At 67.8% G+C, this 16,429-nt stretch carries 15 protein-coding genes; 12 read left to right on the plus strand and 3 right to left on the minus strand.

Annotated features, from left to right (window positions below):
- The first annotated feature begins 155 nt into the window (after positions 1-155).
- The 5 genes from ACYQ2W_RS07605 to rfaD all read left to right on the plus strand — a co-directional run bounded on the left by ACYQ2W_RS07605 (position 156) and on the right by rfaD (position 5,830).
- Positions 156-815 (plus strand): energy-coupling factor ABC transporter permease, encoded by a 660-nt coding sequence (locus ACYQ2W_RS07605; protein WP_459864998.1) that lies wholly within the window; start codon positions 156-158, stop codon positions 813-815.
- Positions 816-1,029: 214 nt separating this feature from the next.
- A complete protein-coding gene (gene argS / locus ACYQ2W_RS07610) occupies positions 1,030-2,790 on the plus strand; it encodes an arginine--tRNA ligase (RefSeq protein ID WP_459864915.1) in 1,761 nt (586 codons plus the stop codon).
- A gap of 6 nt (positions 2,791-2,796) precedes the next feature.
- Entirely contained in the window at positions 2,797-3,414 is a 618-nt protein-coding gene (locus ACYQ2W_RS07615; protein ID WP_459864917.1) for an SPOR domain-containing protein, read from the plus strand.
- A gap of 9 nt (positions 3,415-3,423) precedes the next feature.
- Positions 3,424-4,851, plus strand: a complete 1,428-nt coding sequence (gene hldE, locus ACYQ2W_RS07620) for a bifunctional D-glycero-beta-D-manno-heptose-7-phosphate kinase/D-glycero-beta-D-manno-heptose 1-phosphate adenylyltransferase HldE (protein WP_459865000.1) — start codon at positions 3,424-3,426, stop codon at positions 4,849-4,851.
- Between the two features lie 34 nt (positions 4,852-4,885).
- Entirely contained in the window at positions 4,886-5,830 is a 945-nt protein-coding gene (gene rfaD, locus ACYQ2W_RS07625) for an ADP-glyceromanno-heptose 6-epimerase (protein ID WP_459864920.1), read from the plus strand.
- Between the two features lie 198 nt (positions 5,831-6,028).
- Here the strand turns inward: rfaD and ACYQ2W_RS07630 are convergent, their stop codons facing one another.
- From ACYQ2W_RS07630 to ACYQ2W_RS07640, 3 genes are all read right to left on the minus strand, one after another.
- Entirely contained in the window at positions 6,029-7,384 is a 1,356-nt protein-coding gene (locus tag ACYQ2W_RS07630; RefSeq protein WP_459864922.1) for a DegQ family serine endoprotease, read from the minus strand.
- Between the two features lie 176 nt (positions 7,385-7,560).
- Positions 7,561-8,016 (minus strand): CopD family protein, encoded by a 456-nt coding sequence (locus ACYQ2W_RS07635; RefSeq protein ID WP_459864924.1) that lies wholly within the window; start codon positions 8,014-8,016, stop codon positions 7,561-7,563.
- A 131-nt stretch (positions 8,017-8,147) separates the two neighbouring features.
- The gene (locus ACYQ2W_RS07640) at positions 8,148-9,230 is read right to left on the minus strand and encodes a DUF3530 family protein (protein ID WP_459864926.1); all 1,083 of its coding nucleotides are present in this window, start codon (positions 9,228-9,230) and stop codon (positions 8,148-8,150) included.
- Positions 9,231-9,375: 145 nt separating this feature from the next.
- On the opposite strand from ACYQ2W_RS07640, the gene rpe reads away from it, so the two are divergent.
- From rpe to ACYQ2W_RS07675, 7 genes are all read left to right on the plus strand, one after another.
- Positions 9,376-10,068 (plus strand): ribulose-phosphate 3-epimerase, encoded by a 693-nt coding sequence (rpe, locus tag ACYQ2W_RS07645; RefSeq protein ID WP_459864928.1) that lies wholly within the window; start codon positions 9,376-9,378, stop codon positions 10,066-10,068.
- A gap of 156 nt (positions 10,069-10,224) precedes the next feature.
- A complete protein-coding gene (locus ACYQ2W_RS07650) occupies positions 10,225-10,893 on the plus strand; it encodes a phosphoglycolate phosphatase (protein WP_459864930.1) in 669 nt (222 codons plus the stop codon).
- A gap of 270 nt (positions 10,894-11,163) precedes the next feature.
- Positions 11,164-12,660: an anthranilate synthase component I gene (gene trpE / locus ACYQ2W_RS07655; RefSeq protein ID WP_459864932.1), complete on the plus strand. Its 1,497-nt coding sequence runs from the start codon at positions 11,164-11,166 to the stop codon at positions 12,658-12,660.
- Positions 12,661-12,756: 96 nt separating this feature from the next.
- Positions 12,757-13,134, plus strand: coding sequence for a GxxExxY protein (locus ACYQ2W_RS07660; protein ID WP_459864934.1), 378 nt, complete (start codon positions 12,757-12,759; stop codon positions 13,132-13,134).
- A 57-nt stretch (positions 13,135-13,191) separates the two neighbouring features.
- Entirely contained in the window at positions 13,192-13,770 is a 579-nt protein-coding gene (locus tag ACYQ2W_RS07665) for an aminodeoxychorismate/anthranilate synthase component II (RefSeq protein WP_459864936.1), read from the plus strand.
- A gap of 133 nt (positions 13,771-13,903) precedes the next feature.
- Complete coding sequence (trpD, locus tag ACYQ2W_RS07670; RefSeq protein ID WP_459864938.1) at positions 13,904-14,923, plus strand: anthranilate phosphoribosyltransferase; 1,020 nt, start codon at positions 13,904-13,906, stop codon at positions 14,921-14,923.
- 156 nt (positions 14,924-15,079) lie between these two features.
- The gene (locus ACYQ2W_RS07675; protein WP_459864940.1) at positions 15,080-16,420 is read left to right on the plus strand and encodes an AsmA family protein; all 1,341 of its coding nucleotides are present in this window, start codon (positions 15,080-15,082) and stop codon (positions 16,418-16,420) included.
- Positions 16,421-16,429: the final 9 nt, after the last annotated feature.

The raw sequence follows: 16,429 nt of genomic DNA on the forward strand, positions 1-16,429 counted from the left end.
ACGGTCAAAGGTTATTATTGCAGGATACCCGGATCGACGGTTGCGTCGGGTCCGGCACTCTGAACCATCGCGGCCGGGAGGGCCGCAGCCCACAGGGGCCGTGCCGCCGGCACCGGGCGATCGCCGGCCGCACCCCGAGGAGCCGTTCCGTGGACATGCCCGACGGGCTGTTGCCGATCGAGTGGATCGGCATGGCGCTGCTGATCTACCTCTACCTGATGTACCGGGCGATCCGCCACGCCCCGTGGAAGCGGATGCTGGAGCCGGCCACCTTCAACACCTTCCTCGGCGCCTGCGTGGTGCTGCTGGTGATCTGGTCGATGCGCGCCGGCATCTCCCCGGGGATGAGCTTCCACTACCTGGGGATGACCACCCTGACCCTGATGTTCGGCTGGCAGATGGCGCTGATCGGCGCCTCCCTGGTGCTCTTCGGTATCACCCTCAACGGCGGGGCCGGCTGGCACACCTTCCCGGTGAACATCCTGCTGATGGGAGCGGTGCCGATCCTCTTCAGCCACTGGCTGCGCGGCCAGCTGGAGCGGCGGCTGCCGCTCAACTTCTTCATCTACGTACTCGGCAACGGTTTTTTCGGCGCGGGGCTGGCGGTGGCGCTGTCGGCCACCGTCACCGTCCTGGTGCTGCTGCTCAGCGGCACCTATCCGATGTCGCGGCTCTCCTACGAGTACCTTCCCTTCTTCCCCCTGATGATGGTCCCGGAGGGGTTCCTCAACGGCATGGTGACCGCGGTGCTGGTGGGGTTCCGGCCGGAGTGGGTACACACCTTCGACGATCGGCGCTACATTGCCGGGAAATGATTCGGGCGCCAAGCAAGGCGCCCTGCCGCCGGGTCGAAGTGCCGCCTTCGACCCGGCGGCAGCGGACGTGCCGGCGCCATCCCCCCTCTTTCGCCCAGTGATCCTCCGTGGTTGAAACGCCGCCGCTCGGCTCCCTCGCACGCCCGGTTCCGTCCGTCATCGCCAAAGGGTAGAATTGCCGGTTCTCCGATCCACCGAGCCGGAACCCAACACCTTGAAACGCCATCTCGAATCCCTGCTGCTGGGGGCGCTGGAGTCCCTGCGCGCCGGCGGCACCCTGGAGTGCGCCCCCCCGTCCAGCCTGACCATCGAACGGACCCGCGACAAGAAGCACGGCGACTTCGCCTGCAACGTGGCGATGCTGCTGGCCAAGCCCGCCCGCAGGAAGCCCCGCGACATCGCCGAGCTGATCGTAGGCAGCTTGCCCGCCTCCGAACGGGTGGCCAAGGTGGAGATCGCAGGACCCGGCTTCATCAATTTCCACATGACCGCCGAAGCGGCCCGCGCCATCGTCGGCGACATCCTCGCCGCCGGTGAGGCCTACGGTCGCTCGACGGTCGGCAAGGGGCAGAAGGTGATGGTGGAGTTCGTCTCCGCCAACCCCACCGGTCCGCTCCACGTCGGCCACGGCCGCGGCGCGGCCTATGGTGCGGTGGTCTCCGACCTGCTGGAGGCGGCCGGTTTCGAGGTGCATCGCGAGTACTACGTCAACGACGCCGGCCGGCAGATGGACATCCTCGCCACCAGCGTCTGGCTGCGCTACCTGGAGCTGGCCGGTGAGGCCTTCGCCTTCCCCGCCAACGGTTACAAGGGCGACTACATCTGGGACATCGCCGCCACCCTGCACCGGGAGAACGGCGATGAGTACCGCCACCCCGAGGCGGTGCTGTTCGAGGGGGTGCCCGACGACGAGCCGGTGGGCGGCGACAAGGAGGCGCACATCGACGGCCTGATCGCGCGCGCCAAGGAGCTGCTCGGGCCGGTGACCTACCGCAAGGTGTTCGATCTGGCCCTCGACGACATCCTCGGCGACATCCGCCAGGACCTCGGCGAGTTCGGCGTCACCTATCAGGAGTGGTTCTCCGAGCGCTCGCTGACCGAGGACGGCACCGTCGACCGCGCCATCGAGAAGCTCCAGGCCGCCGGCCACATCTACGAGCAGGAGGGGGCGCTGTGGTTCCGCTCCACCGCCTTCGGCGACGAGAAGGACCGGGTGGTGGTGCGCGACAACGGCGCCAAGACCTACTTCGCCTCCGACATCGCCTACCACATGCACAAGCTGGAGCGCGGCTTCGACCGGCTGATCGACATCTGGGGCGCCGACCACCACGGCTACGTGCCGCGGGTGAAGGCGGCGATCGAGGCGATGGGCGGCGACCCCGCCAAGCTCGACGTGCTGCTGGTGCAGTTCGCGATCCTCTACCGCGGCGGCGAGAAGGCGCAGATGTCGACCCGCTCCGGCGAGTTCGTCACCCTGCGCGAGCTGCGCGACGAGGTGGGCAGCGACGCCGCCCGCTTCTTCTACGTCATGCGCAAGTGCGAGCAGCACCTCGACTTCGACCTGGATCTGGCCAAGTCGCAGTCCAACGACAACCCGATGTACTACATCCAGTACGCCCACGCCCGGGTGTGCAGCGTGATGCGCCAGCTCGGCGAGAAGGGGCTCGACCGCGACCACGCCCGCGGCGCGGCCGGCCTCGGCCGGCTCGACGAGTCCCACGAGGAGGCGCTGTTCACCAGCCTCGCCAAGTACCCCGAGGTGGTGGAGGCCGCCGCGCTCAACCACGAGCCCCACCAGGTCGCCCACTACCTGCGCGAACTGGCCAACGACTTCCACGCCTACTACAACGCCCACCCCTTCCTGGTCGACGACGTGGAGCTGCGCGACGCCCGCCTCAACCTGATCGAGGCGACCCGCCAGGTGCTGGCCAACGGCCTGCGCCTGCTCGGGGTCTCCGCTCCGGAGACCATGTAGTCCACCATGTCCCGCGACTACAAGAACACCACCTCCCGCAACAAGAAGCCGGAGCGCACCGTCGCCCCGGCGTGGCTGATGCTGACCACCGGGCTGGTGGTGGGACTGTTCATCGCGGCGCTCGCCTGGTTGGCCACCCAACCGGCGGGAGCCCCGGAACACGCGGTGAAGGTGACGCCGAAGCCATCGCCGCCGCCCCCCAAGGAGACGCCGAAGCCCCAGCCGAAGCCCCGGCCGACCCCCACCGCGGAGGCGAAGAAGGCGCCGGAGAAGCCGAAGTTCGAGTTCTACACCATCCTCTCGGAGATGGAGACGGTGGTGCCGCCCCAGGAGCTCTCCGCCGAGGTGAAGGAGGGGGTGCCCCAGGTGAAGGCCCCCGGCACCTACATGCTCCAGGCCGGCTCCTTCCGCACCAACGAGCAGGCCGACCAGCTGAAGGCGAAGATCGCCTTCCTCGGTCTCTCCGCCGAGATCCAGAAGGTGACCACCTCCGGCAACGAGACCTGGCACCGGGTGCGCCTGGGGCCGTTCAGCGACCTGGCCGTGCTCAACGAGGCGCGCGCCAAGCTCAAGCAGCAGCACATCGACGCCCTGCTGTTGAAAGTGGCCCAAACGAAGAAGTGACTGCCGATGCTGAAGAGCGCCCTCCCCCCCTTCGATCGCGCCCGCGTGCTGGTGGCCGGCGACGTGATGCTCGACCGCTACTACCACGGCGCCACCTCGCGCATCTCGCCCGAGGCGCCGGTGCCGGTGGTGCGGGTGGAGAGCCGCGAGGAGCGCCCCGGCGGGGCGGCCAACGTGGCGCTGAACATCGCGGCGCTGGGCGGTTCGGTGGAGCTGGTCGGCCTCACCGGCCGCGACGAGGCGGCCGAGGTCCTCGGCCGCCGGCTGGAGTCCGCCGGGGTGCGCTGCGCCTTCCGCGTGGTGGAAGGGGCCCCCACCATCACCAAGCTGCGGGTGCTCTCGCGCCACCAGCAGCTGATCCGCCTCGACTTCGAGGACGCCTTCCACGACGGCGACGAGAGCTCGTTGATCGAACCGTTCTCGACCGGGCTCGAACGTTGCGACGTGGTGCTGCTCTCCGACTATGCCAAAGGGGCGCTACGCGACGCCCCGCGGCTGATCGAGCTGGCCCGCGCGGCCGGCCGCCCGGTGCTGGTGGACCCCAAGGGGCGCGACTTCGGCCGCTACCGCGGGGCCAGCCTGATCACCCCCAACCTGGGGGAGTTCGAGGCGGTGGTGGGTCATTGCCGCGACGACGAGGCGCTGGTCGAACGCGGCAGCGAACTGCTCGAGCGCTTCGAGCTGGAGGGGGTGCTGGTGACCCGCGGTGAGCACGGCATGAGCCTGTTTCGCCGCGACTGCGACGTGCTCCACCTGCCGACCCGTGCCCGCGAGGTCTACGACGTCACCGGTGCCGGCGACACCGTCATCTCGGTGCTCGCCGCGGCCCTGGCCGCCGGCGACGACTGGCCCGAGGCGACCATCCTGGCCAACCTCGCCGCCGGCCTGGTGGTGGGCAAGGTGGGCACCGCCACGGTCACCGCCGCCGAGCTGCGCCGCGCCCTGCACGAGGAGCACGACGATGCCCGCGGGGTGGTCGGCGAGGACCGCCTGGTGGAGGCGGTGGCCGACGCCCGCGCCCACGGCGAACGGGTGGTGATGACCAACGGCTGCTTCGACCTGCTGCACCACGGCCACGTCACCTACCTGGAGGAGGCGCGACGCCTCGGCGACCGGCTGGTGGTGGCGGTCAACGACGACGACTCGGTGCGCCGGCTGAAGGGCGAGGAGCGGCCGATCAACCCGATCGAACAGCGCATGGCGCTGCTCGCCGCCCTGGAGTGCGTCGACTGGGTGGTCCCCTTCGCCGAGGACACCCCCGAACGGCTCTACTGCCGGGTGCTCCCCGACGTGCTGGTGAAGGGCGGCGACTACCGCCCGGACGAGGTGGCCGGCGCGAAGTGCGTCAAGGCCCACGGCGGCGAAGTGGCGATCCTCGGCTTCGTCGACGGCCTCTCCACCACCGGCCTGATCGAGCGCCTGCGCGGCGGCCGGTAGCGGCAAACCGAACATCCAACGCGGAGGAAGGCGAATGATCATTGTCACCGGCGGCGCCGGCTTTATCGGCTCCAACATCGTCAAGGCGCTCAACGCGCGCGGGCGCGACGACATCCTGGTGGTGGACGACCTGGAGGACGGCACCAAATTCAAGAACCTCGTCGACTGCCGCATCCTCGACTACATGGACAAGGACGACTTCATCCAGTGGGTGGCCGACGACGAGGAGTTCCCCGAGCCGGTGGAGGCGATCTTCCACGAGGGCGCCTGCTCGTCGACCACCGAGTGGAACGGCAAGTTCATCATGGACGTCAACTACGAGTACTCGAAGGCGCTGCTCCACTACTGCCTGGAGCGCGGCGCGGCCTTCATCTACGCCTCCAGCGCCTCGGTCTACGGCGGCGGCACCACCTTCAAGGAGTCGCCGGAGTTCGAGGAGCCGCTCAACATGTACGGTTACTCCAAGTTCCAGTTCGACAACTACGTGCGCCGGCTGATGCCCGAGATTGGCACCCAGGTGTGCGGGCTGCGCTACTTCAACGTCTACGGCCCCCGCGAGCAGCACAAGGGGACCATGTCCTCCGTCGCCTTCCACCTCAACACCCAGGTGCTGGCCGGCCAGAACCCGAAGCTCTTCGAGGGCTGCGACGGCTATGAGAACGGCGGCCAGAGCCGCGACTTCATCTACGTCGGCGACGCGGTGGCGGTGAACCTGTGGCTGCTCGACAACCCGCGGGTCTCCGGCATCTTCAACGTCGGCACCGGCCGCGCGCAGAGCTTCAACGACGTCGCCCGCGCGGTGATCGCCTATCACGGCAAGGGCGAGATCGAGTACATCCCCTTCCCCGACCACCTCAAGGGGCGCTACCAGAGCTTCACCCAGGCGGATATCACGCTGCTCCGCGAGGCGGGCTACGACCGGCCGTTCAAGACCGTCGAAGAGGGCGTGCGCGAATACCTGGAGTGGCTCAATCGCTGAGTCATCCTTTTCGGACGGTGGATGATTTCACCATCAAGGGCATGAAGAGGAACGAAGCGTACCAAGGGGTATAGGGCGCCCCGCGGGGGCCGTGCCGAACGAAACCGCCTTCCGTTCGGATCGGCCGCGGCGCCCGCGGGGCGCCCTATAACCCCTTCTCGCCTCCTTCATGGTCGAAACGCAACGGCCCTGAAAGGATCACCGCAACAGCAGGAACTGCGCCTCGCGTCCACGGTGGATGTTGAGCAGCAGCGGGCCGTTGCCGTTGCCCACCGCGGCCTCCAGCTCCTCGATGGAGGTGATCGGGCGGCGGTTGACGCTGGCGATCAGGTCGCCGCGGCGCAGGCCGGCGCGGGCCGCCGGCGAACCGGGCTCGATCCGCGCGATCGCCACTCCGTGGTCGTTCCCCGGCTCACCCATCAGCTTGAACAGCGCGCCGGCCAGTCGCGGGTCGAGACGCTCGCCCTCCAGGGTGTCGCGGGCGACGTTCTCCACCTTCGCCTTGAGCGTCAGCCGCTGGCCGCTGCGCAGCGCCTTCATCTCCACCTCGCTCCCCACCCGCAACAGACCGACGGCGTTGCGCACCCCGGCGGCATCGCGCACCGCGTGGCCGTTGACCGAGACGATCACGTCCCCCACCTGGACGCCGGCGTTGGCGGCCGGCGAGTCGGGGGTCACCTGGGCGACCACCGCGCCGCCGCGCTCGTCGATGCCGAAGGCGGCGGCCAGCTCCGGGGTGAGGTCCTGGGCGGTGATGCCGAGGCGGCCGCGCTCCACCCGGCCGTGGCTAACCAACTGGTCGAGCACCTGGCGCACCATGTTGGTGGGGATGGCGAAGCCGATGCCGACGTTGCCGCCACTCTTGGAGAGAATCGCGGTGTTGATGCCGGTCAGTTCGCCGCGCAGGTTGACCAGAGCGCCGCCGGAGTTGCCGGGGTTGATCGAGGCGTCGGTCTGGATGAAGTCCTCGTAGCCCTCGATGCCGAGGCCGGAGCGGCCCAGCGCCGAGACGATGCCGGAGGTGACGGTCTGGCCGAGGGCGAAGGGGTTGCCGATGGCGACCACGAAATCGCCCACCCGCAGCTTGTCCGAGTCGGCCATCGGGATGGCGGTGAGGTGTTCGGCTGGCACCTGGATCACCGCCACGTCGGTCTCCGGATCGCTGCCCACCACCTGGGCGTCGAGGGTGCGTCCGTCGCGCAGGGTGACCACCACCTCCTCGGCGTTGTCGACCACGTGGTGGTTGGTGACGATATAGCCGCGTTCGGCGTCCACCACCACGCCGGAACCGGCGGCCCGCGAGCGCCGCTCCTGGGGGGCGGGCAGCGAGAAGAAGCGGCGGAAGAAGGGGTCCTCCATCAGCGGATTGGAGACCCGTACCCGGGTGTAGGTGGCGATGTTGACCACCGCCGGGGTGATCCGCTCGAGCATCGGCGCGAGGGTCGGCAACGGCTCGCCGTCCACCGCCAGGGGCAGGGCGGCGGAGACGATCGGGGAGGCGGCGATGAAGAGTGCCGCCACCAGCGGGCGGACAAGACGGGAGAGACGGCTCATGGGCAGCTCCTTCGGAAGTTATGCAAACCACCCGTTAAGAACGGATCGCAGCAAAAAAAGTTCCGAGGGGTGCGGTGAAGGCGCCGTCGCAGCCACCCGCCTTCACACCCACGCACAAATTTTTCTGATCGGGAAACGGATGCGGGGGCGCAGCCCCCAACGCATCCGTTTCCCGCTCAGAAAAATTTGCCGGCGACGGCGATGACGGTGACGGTGAGCCCCAGCACCAGGTTGGTGGCGACGATCCCGCGGATCAGCGCCAGCCGCCGTCCCGCCTCGCGGAAGTCATCACGGGTGAGCGCCGCGCGCATGGCGCGGAAGGGGAGCAGATAGAGGAAGACGAACAGCCCGATCATCACCAGGCCGAGGGCGCTCATGATGTGGATATGGATGCCCACGGCGCCCATCCCGCCGAGCACCGCGAAGACCATCCAGTAGCCGCTCACCGGCAGCACGATCACCGCGATCCACACCCACAGGAAGAAGCGCTTGAACACCCCTGCCAGCAGCGGCAGCCGCTGCGGCGGCGCCAGCAGCTGGGCGGCCACCGGACGCATCGCCACGTGGGCGAAAAACATACCGCCGACCCAGATCACGGTCGCCAAAAGGTGGAGCGTTAGCGCAATGGACATCAATTGGTTCCCTGTTCGCGAGCCGGCCATTTTGCCCCGGCCGGAGGCGGATGAAAAGGGGCTAGACGGCGGCCGGAAGTTTCATCGGTCGGAACGGTCGTTTGTTCCGCCCGGTGGTAGCGTAACGATGCTCAGGGGGCGTCGTCGGGGAGTGGTTTGCTCCCCTCTTCCACCGGCGGTGCGCCGTCGTCGGCGGCTGGCGAGGCGTCGACCCGCCCGAGGGACTTGCGGATCGCCCGCCCCTCGAGGCTGCTCAACTCCATCTTCTTGCCGGAGCAGTAGCGTTTCAGCCACCGCCGCACCGCCTCCACCAGGGTCGGCTCCATGGCGGAGAAGAAGTGGTCGGCCCCCGCCACCAGCCGTTGGCGGTACTGGGCGTTGCCGCCACGCAGTACCGCCCGGGAGCGTTCGCGGGCGCCGTCGACCACCTCGAAGCGGTCCCGCTCGCCATAGAGCTCCAGCATCGGCACCTGGATCCCCTCCAATAGTACCAGTCCTCCCACGGAGGCGGGGGGCGTCGGCAGGCTCGCCGCGACGAAGCCGCTGATCCCGGAGCGCGGGTTGTCGGCGAGGTAGGCGGCGGCGGCCAGCGCCCCCTCGCCGTGGCCCACCAGCACCACGTTGAACAGCTGGCGCTCATTGTAGAAGCGCAGCGCCGCCTCGATCCGCTTCACCGCCCGGGCGATGCGGCGTTCGAATCCGGGGGTCCCGTTGGGATACTCGATGGAGAGGGTGGCCCAGCCGTGGTTGGGCAGGCTGCGGCGCAACGGCGCGATCACTCCGGGCCAGTCGGGGTGGCCGCCGCGGTCGTGGATCAGGATCACTCCGCCCTCAGGCTGCGGGGTGAGGAAAGGGAGAGCCAGGGCGGCGAAGCGGTCCTTGGGGGGGGATTCGGCCCCCGTGTCGGGCGATGGGGACGGGGAAGGTGAGAGGCTTTCAGTCGGGCTCGGCGTCGGGCTGGCGGCCGGTGTCGCCTGCGCGGGGCCCGGTGATGTGGCCGGCGACGGTTCCGCCGCCGCGCCGGCGGTCGGCGCGGGCTCGGCGGCGGGGCTCTCCTCGGGCACCACGTCCGCTTCCAACCATAGCAGCGTCTCCCCCTCGGCCGCGTTGAGGCGGTCCGCCCAGCGTTCGCCGGCGGCCCCGGCATTCCCGGCGAGGATCGTCAGCAGCACCAGGAAGAGGGTGGAAAGCTTCACGTAGCGGATTGAATTCAAGTTGGTTTTTGGCGCGATTGCCGAATAGGCGCGGTTCCGGTAGAGTTCCGGGCTCTTTCGCCCGCGCCCACCGGGCGCTTGGGATACGGGGGGGTCGTGACGGCTCCCTGGACAAGATCATAATCGAAATTCAGGAGTCATCGACATGGCCGACTTCCAGCTCGCCCCCTCCATCCTCTCCGCCAACTTCGCCAAGCTGGGAGAGGAGGTGGACAACGTCCTCGCCTCCGGTTGCGACATCGTCCACTTCGACGTGATGGACAACCACTACGTGCCGAACCTGACCATCGGCCCGCTGGTCTGCGACGCGCTGCGCAAGCACGGCGTCACCGCGCCGATCGACGTCCACCTGATGATCGAGCCGGTGGACGCGCTGGTGCCCGACTTCGCCAAGGCCGGCGCCAGCTACATCACCTTCCACCCCGAGGCCTCGCGCCACGTCGACCGCACCCTGCAGCTGATCCAGGGCGAGGGCTGCAAGTCCGGTCTGGTGTTCAATCCCGCCACCCCGCTCGATTGCCTGGAGTGGGTGATCGACAAGGTCGACATGGTGCTGCTGATGTCGGTCAACCCCGGCTTCGGCGGCCAGAGCTTCATCCCGGCGACCCTGGAGAAGCTGCGCCAGGCGCGTAAGATCATCGATGCCTCCGGCCGCGACATCCGCCTGGAGATCGACGGCGGGGTGAAGGCGAGCAACATCCGCGAGATCGCCGAGGCGGGCGCCGACACCTTCGTCGCCGGCTCCGGCATCTTCGGCGGCGCCAACGACGCCGATGCCAACCGCTACGACACCATCGTCCAGCAGTTCCGCGACGAGCTGGCCAAGGTCGGTTCCTGAGTCCTTTTCGACGTCCCGAGAAAAAACGCAAAGAACGCGGAGACGCAGAGAACGCAGAGAAGAATGATTGGGTTGGCCAGTGGTCAGCCTTACGACTCTTCCTTTGCGTTCTCTGCGCCTCTGCGTTCTCCGCGTTTTCAGCACCGGAGCTCAAAAATGATCCGTAATCCGGAGATGGTGTTGATCGACGTGGACGGGACGCTGGTGGACAGCGTGCCGGACCTGGCCTTCTGCGTCGACGAGATGATGCGGCGTCTCGGCATGGCACCCCACGGCGAGGAGCGGGTACGCGACTGGGTCGGCAACGGCGTCGAGCGGCTCACCCGGCGGGCGCTGATCGGCCGGCTCGACGGCGAGCCCGACGAGACGCTCTTCCAGCGCGCCTACCCGATCTTCCTCGAACTCTATGCCGAGAACACCGCGGTGCGGACCCATCTCTACCCCGGTGTGCGCGAGGGGCTCGACTGGCTGAAGGCGCAGGGCTACCGCCTCGGCTGCGTCACCAACAAGGCCGAGCAGTTCACCCACCCGCTGTTGAAGACCCTCGGCGTCTTCGACGACTTCGCCATCGTCATCAGCGGCGACACCCTGGCGCGCAAGAAGCCCGATCCGCTGCCGCTGCTGCACGCGGCGGAGCGGCTCGGCGCCGACCCCGCGAAGTCGCTGATGATCGGCGACTCGGTGAGCGACGTGAAGGCGGCGCGCGCCGCCGGCTTCTCCATCGTCTGCATGAGTTATGGTTATAATCACGGCCAGGACATCCGCGCGGCGGGACCCGACGCGGTGATCGATGCCCTGACCGAGATCGAGAACCTGCTCGACTGACAATTGAAGAGATGGACAGGATTAACAGGATTTTTCAGGATTTACAGGTCAGAAAGGAAAATGCTTTTCCTCCTCTTAAACCTGTAAATCCTGAAAAATCCTGTTAATCCTGTCCATTTCTTAAAGCCCAAAAAGAACCAAGGCGAACGAACGATGTTCCTCAATGCGGAGAACGCGGCGAAAGGCAAACCCGGCACGCGATGGTGAGGCTCGCCTCGCCCACACACCCTTTTGCTCACTCTTTGTCCGCATCCCCCCCGGGAGAAGAACATGACGCCCGAACAGTTCGCCGAGCTGGCCGCGCAAGGCCACAACCGTATTCCCGTGATGCGCGAGGTCCTCGCCGACCTCGACACCCCGCTCTCCACCTACCTCAAGCTGGCCGCCGGCCCCCGCTCCTTCCTGCTCGAATCGGTGCAGGGCGGCGAGAAGTGGGGCCGCTACTCGATCATCGGCCTGCCTTGCCGCACCCAGCTCAGCGTGCGCGGCCACGCGATCACCGTGGAGAGCGACAGCCAGGTGGTGGAGACCGCCGAGGCGGACGATCCGCTGGCCTGGATCGAGGCGTTCCAGGCGCGCTACCGGGTCGCCCCGGTGGAGGGGCTGCCGAAATTCACCGGCGGCCTGGTCGGCTACTTCGGCTACGACACCGTGCGCTACATCGAGCCGCGGCTGGCGCACGGTCCCAACGGGTGTCCCAACCCCGACCCGCTGGGCAGCCCCGATATCCTGCTGCTGCTCTCCGAGGAGGTGGTGGTCTTCGACAACCTGCGCGGCCGGCTCTATCTCATCGTCCATGCCGACCCCGCCGAGGCCAACGCGCTGAAGAAGGCCGAGACCCGCCTCGGCGAACTTCAGCGCAAGCTGCGCGGCCCGACCCCGGAGCAGCCGGTGGAGCGCTCCACCCGGGTGGCCGAGGAGGACTTCGTCTCCGGCTTCACCGAGGAGGGGTTCAAGCAGGCGGTGGAGCAGAGCAAGCAGTACATCATCGACGGCGACATCATGCAGGTGGTGCTCTCCCAGCGCCTGTCGATCCCATTCCACTCGCGACCGCTGGATCTCTACCGGGCGCTGCGCGGGCTCAACCCCTCGCCATACATGTACTACCTGGATCTCGGCGGTTTCCACATCGTCGGCTCCTCGCCGGAGATCCTCACCCGGCTGGAGGACGGCGTGGTCACCGTCCGCCCGATCGCCGGCACCCGTCGCCGCGGCATGAGCGAGGAGGAGGACCAGGCGCTGGAGCGCGAGCTGCTCGCCGACCCCAAGGAGCGCGCCGAACACCTGATGCTGATCGATCTGGGGCGCAACGACGTCGGGCGCATCGCCCGGACCGGCACGGTGGAACTCACCGACCGGATGGTGATCGAGCGCTACTCCCACGTCATGCACATCGTCTCCAACGTCGAGGGCAAGCTGAAGCCCGGCTTCTCGGCGATGGACGTGCTGCGCGCCACCTTCCCCGCCGGCACGGTGAGCGGCGCGCCGAAGATTCGAGCGATGGAGATCATCGACGAGATGGAGCCGGTCAAGCGCGGGGTCTACGCGGGCGCGGTGGGTTATCTGTCGTGGAACGGCAACATGGACACCGCGATCGCCATCCGCACCGCGGTGATCAAGGACCGCACCCTGCACATCCAGGCCGGCGCCGGCATCGTCTACGACTCCATTCCCCGGCTGGAGTGGAAGGAGACCATGAACAAGGGCCGCGCCATCTTCCGCGCCGTCACCCTCGCCGAGGCCGGGCTGGACGCCGGGCATCGGTAGTCTTTCCGGGCTTGGGCACTGGTAACGCGGAGAACGCAGAGACGCAGAGATCGCGGAGAAGAGGGTTAGCGCTTTTGGGTAAGAGGCAGTGGCTGAATGGACGAGAATCAGGTGGCGAGCGACGTTATCGGGGCGGCCATCGAGGTTCATCGGATGCTCGGCCCCGGTCTGCTGGAGTCCGCATACCAGGACTGTTTGAGTCATGAACTCGGCTTGCGGAAGATTCCTCATGAGTGCGAAGTGGTGATGCCTGTCGCCTACAAGGGGATCGTCGTACAACACGCCTATCGTTCCGATTTGATCGTTGCCAATCGGGTGGTCGTCGAACTCAAGGCCGTCGATGCCGTCCAGCCCGTCCACAAGGCTCAGTTGCTCACCTATCTGCGCCTCTCCGGTCTGAAACTGGGTTTATTGATCAACTTCAACGCAGTCATGCTGAAGAAGGGCATACACCGGATCGTCAACAAACTATAGACACTCCGCGTTCTCTGCGTCTTTGCGTTCTCTGCGTTTTACTGCTGGACTCGAACAATGCTGTTAATGATCGACAACTACGACTCGTTTACCTACAACGTGGTGCAGTATCTGGGCGAGCTGGGGGCGGATGTGCGGGTCTACCGTAACGACGAGCTCACCGTCGACCAGATCGAGGAGATGGTGCCGGAGCGGATCGTCGTCTCTCCGGGCCCCTGCACACCCAACGAGGCGGGGGTCTCGGTGGAGGCGATCCGTCACTTCGCGGGCAAGGTGCCGCTGCTGGGCATCTGCCTCGGCCACCAGTCCATCGGCCAGGCCTTCGGCGGCAAGGTCGTCCATGCGCGCGAGATCATGCACGGCAAGACCTCGATGATCCATCACCGGGACGTCGGCGTCTTCGCCGGTCTGCCCAACCCGTTCGAGGCGACCCGCTACCACTCGCTGGTGATCGAGAAGGAAAGCCTCCCCGACTGCCTGGAGATGACCGCGTGGACCGAACACGAGGACGGCAGCGTCGACGAGATCATGGGCGTGCGCCACCGTGAGCTGAAGGTCGAGGGAGTGCAGTTCCACCCCGAGTCGATCCTCACCAAGGTCGGCCACGACCTCCTGCGCAACTTCCTCAACAGCTAGTTTCTTTCAGACACGGTCAATAGGACGCAGAGAACGCAAAGACGCAGAGAGCGCAGAGTTTTCATTCTCTTCTTCTCCGCGTTCTCTGCGTCTTTGCGTTCTCCGCGTCAATCAACCGATATGGGATAAGAAGATGGACATGCAAGGGGCGATCAAGGCGGTGACCGAGCGGCGCGATCTGAGCGCCGCCGAGATGACCGCGGTGATGGGGCTGATCATGGGCGGTGAGGCGACCCCGGCGCAGATCGGCGGCTTCCTGGTCGGTCTGCGGATGAAGGGCGAGACGGTCGAGGAGATCGCCGCCGCGGCTTCCGTGATGCGCGAGCTGGCCACCCCGGTGGCGGTCTCCGGCGAGCACCTGGTGGACATCGTCGGCACCGGCGGCGACGGCATGAGCACCTTCAACATCTCCACCGCCTGCACCTTCGTGGTCGCCGCCGCCGGCGGACGGGTGGCTAAGCACGGCAACCGCTCGGTCTCCAGCAAGTCGGGCAGCGCCGACCTGCTGGAGGCGGCCGGGGTCAACCTCGACCTCGGCCCGGAGGCGGTGGCCCGCTGCGTCGAGGAGGTGGGGGTCGGCTTCATGTTCGCGCCGAAACACCATGGCGCGATGAAACACACCATCGGCCCGCGCCGCGAGATGGGGGTGCGCACCCTCTTCAACCTGCTCGGCCCGCTGACCAACCCCGCCGGCGTCCCCAACCTGCTGCTCGGGGTGTTCGCCGAACAGTGGGTGGAGCCGCTGGCCCGGGTACTCCAGCGCAACGGTGCCCACCACGCCTTGGTGGTCCACTCCGAGGACGGCCTCGACGAGATCAGCATCGCCGCCCCCACCCGGGTGGCGGAGTTGAAGGAGGGCGAGGTCTTCGCCTACACCATCGCCCCCGAGCAGTTCGGCCTCCCGCGTGCCAGCCTGGAGCCGCTCCAGGTCCGCGATGCGGGCCACTCCCTGGAGGTGATCCACGGGGTATTCGACAACCGGCCGGGGCCGGCCCGCGACATCGTCCAGCTCAACGCCGGGGCCGCCCTCTACTGTGCCGGCCTCGCCGAGACCCTGGAGGCCGGTGTGGCCAAGGCGGGCGAGGTGATCGCCGGGGGCGCGGCGCGGGCCAGGCTGGAACAGCTGGCGGAGGTGAGCCGGCGGCTGGCCTAATCGTAGGGGCGTTTCCGCGCCCTGCTCGAAAATTCAGTGAACCGCAGATTTCGCAGATCGACACAGATGTTGTCCTCTAAACCTGCGTTGATCTGCGAAATCTGCGGTTAAAGATATGCGCATTCGCAACAGCCACAACTGGCCGAGCTCCTCGCCATGAACAAGACCTCCCGCCTCGGTCTCGTCGCCCTGCTCAGCCTGGTGGTGCTGGTCGGCCTGCCCTTCGTGATCCCCATGGACGGCTACCGCCAGGAGCTGGCGCAACGGCTCACCGAGCGCTTCGGCCAGCCGGTGACGGTGGCCTCGCTGCGACCCTCGCTGCTGCCGGTGACCGGCGTCACCGTCGAGGGGATCGCTTTCGCCGACGGCGGGCGGCTCGACCGGGTCGACGTCCCGCTGGACCTCGGCGCGCTGCTCCACGGGCGCGTCGAGATCCCCTCCCTGCGGGTGACCGGCGGTGAGCTGCCCCTGCGGGCGCTGGTTGGCATCGCTGCGCGGGATGCCGGCGGCGGCGGGGTGGGGGTGCGCGAGCTGCGCCTGCGCAATCTCACCCTGCGCCACGGCGAGGCGCAGCTCGGCCCCTTCGCCGCCGACATCCCGCTGGGCGGCGAGGTCGGCTTCCATCGCAGCGAGATCCACCAGAACGACGGCTCCCTGAGCCTGCACCTGCTCCCCACCCCGGAGGGGATCCAGCTCACCCTCGTCCTCGATCACTGGCACTCGCCGTTGCCGCCGCGGCTGGTCATCGACCGGCTGCGCGCCGAGGGGGTGCTTCACGAGGGGCGCATCACCCTCTCCGCCCTGGAGGGGGCGGCCTACGGCGGCACCCTCGGCGGGGGTGGGGAGCTGAGCTGGGGCGAGGGCTGGCGCCTCGCCCACCGCTTCAACCTGAAGGGGGTGGCGCTGGAGCCGCTGCTCAAGGCCCTCGGCGAGCCGCGGCGGCTCTCCGGCCGGCTCGACGCCGACGGCAACCTCGCCCTCTCCGCCGACGACCCCGCGCGGCTGTTTCATCATCCCGAGCTGGACGCCGATTTCGTCATCCATCAGGGGGTGCTGCACAACGCCGACCTGGAGCAGGCGGCGCGCAACCTGGTGGCCGAGGAGCAGAAGGGGGGCGAGACCCCCTTCGAACGCTGCGCCGGGCACCTCGCGCTACGCGGTGGCGACCTCGCCCTCGGCGGGCTCACCATTGCATCCACCGCGCTGGAGGCGGCCGGCGGGGTGAAGGTGCGCGGGCTGAACGAGCTGGAGGGGGAGATCGACGTCGGCCTCAAGGGGGCGGCGATGATCGCCAGCATCCCGCTGCACGTCGGCGGCACCGTGGCCGAGCCGAGCCTGCGGCTGACCAACGAGGCGATTGCCGGAGCGGGTGCCGGGAGTGCCATTCTCGGGCCCGGCATCGGCACCGCCGTCGGCATCAAGGCCGGCCAGCTGGTCAAGGGCCTCACCCGCGCCCTCGGCGGCGGGGAAGAGGAAGAGAAAGAGGTCCGCAAATGAACGCGAATA

This window comes from Endothiovibrio diazotrophicus, assembly GCF_054657215.1.

Excerpts from the sequence above, each read along its gene's own strand:
- ACYQ2W_RS07665 (WP_459864936.1), top strand. The coding sequence starts at position 13,192 with ATGCTGTTAATGATCGACAACTACGACTCGTTTACCTACAACGTGGTG.
- ACYQ2W_RS07605 (WP_459864998.1), top strand. The coding sequence starts at position 156 with ATGCCCGACGGGCTGTTGCCGATCGAGTGGATCGGCATGGCGCTGCTG.
- ACYQ2W_RS07630 (WP_459864922.1), bottom strand. The coding sequence starts at position 7,384 with ATGAGCCGTCTCTCCCGTCTTGTCCGCCCGCTGGTGGCGGCACTCTTC.
- ACYQ2W_RS07660 (WP_459864934.1), top strand. The coding sequence starts at position 12,757 with ATGGACGAGAATCAGGTGGCGAGCGACGTTATCGGGGCGGCCATCGAG.
- ACYQ2W_RS07635 (WP_459864924.1), bottom strand. The coding sequence starts at position 8,016 with ATGTCCATTGCGCTAACGCTCCACCTTTTGGCGACCGTGATCTGGGTC.
- trpE (WP_459864932.1), top strand. The coding sequence starts at position 11,164 with ATGACGCCCGAACAGTTCGCCGAGCTGGCCGCGCAAGGCCACAACCGT.
- rpe (WP_459864928.1), top strand. The coding sequence starts at position 9,376 with ATGGCCGACTTCCAGCTCGCCCCCTCCATCCTCTCCGCCAACTTCGCC.
- ACYQ2W_RS07615 (WP_459864917.1), top strand. The coding sequence starts at position 2,797 with ATGTCCCGCGACTACAAGAACACCACCTCCCGCAACAAGAAGCCGGAG.
- ACYQ2W_RS07675 (WP_459864940.1), top strand. The coding sequence starts at position 15,080 with ATGAACAAGACCTCCCGCCTCGGTCTCGTCGCCCTGCTCAGCCTGGTG.
- trpD (WP_459864938.1), top strand. The coding sequence starts at position 13,904 with ATGGACATGCAAGGGGCGATCAAGGCGGTGACCGAGCGGCGCGATCTG.
- rfaD (WP_459864920.1), top strand. The coding sequence starts at position 4,886 with ATGATCATTGTCACCGGCGGCGCCGGCTTTATCGGCTCCAACATCGTC.
- ACYQ2W_RS07650 (WP_459864930.1), top strand. The coding sequence starts at position 10,225 with ATGATCCGTAATCCGGAGATGGTGTTGATCGACGTGGACGGGACGCTG.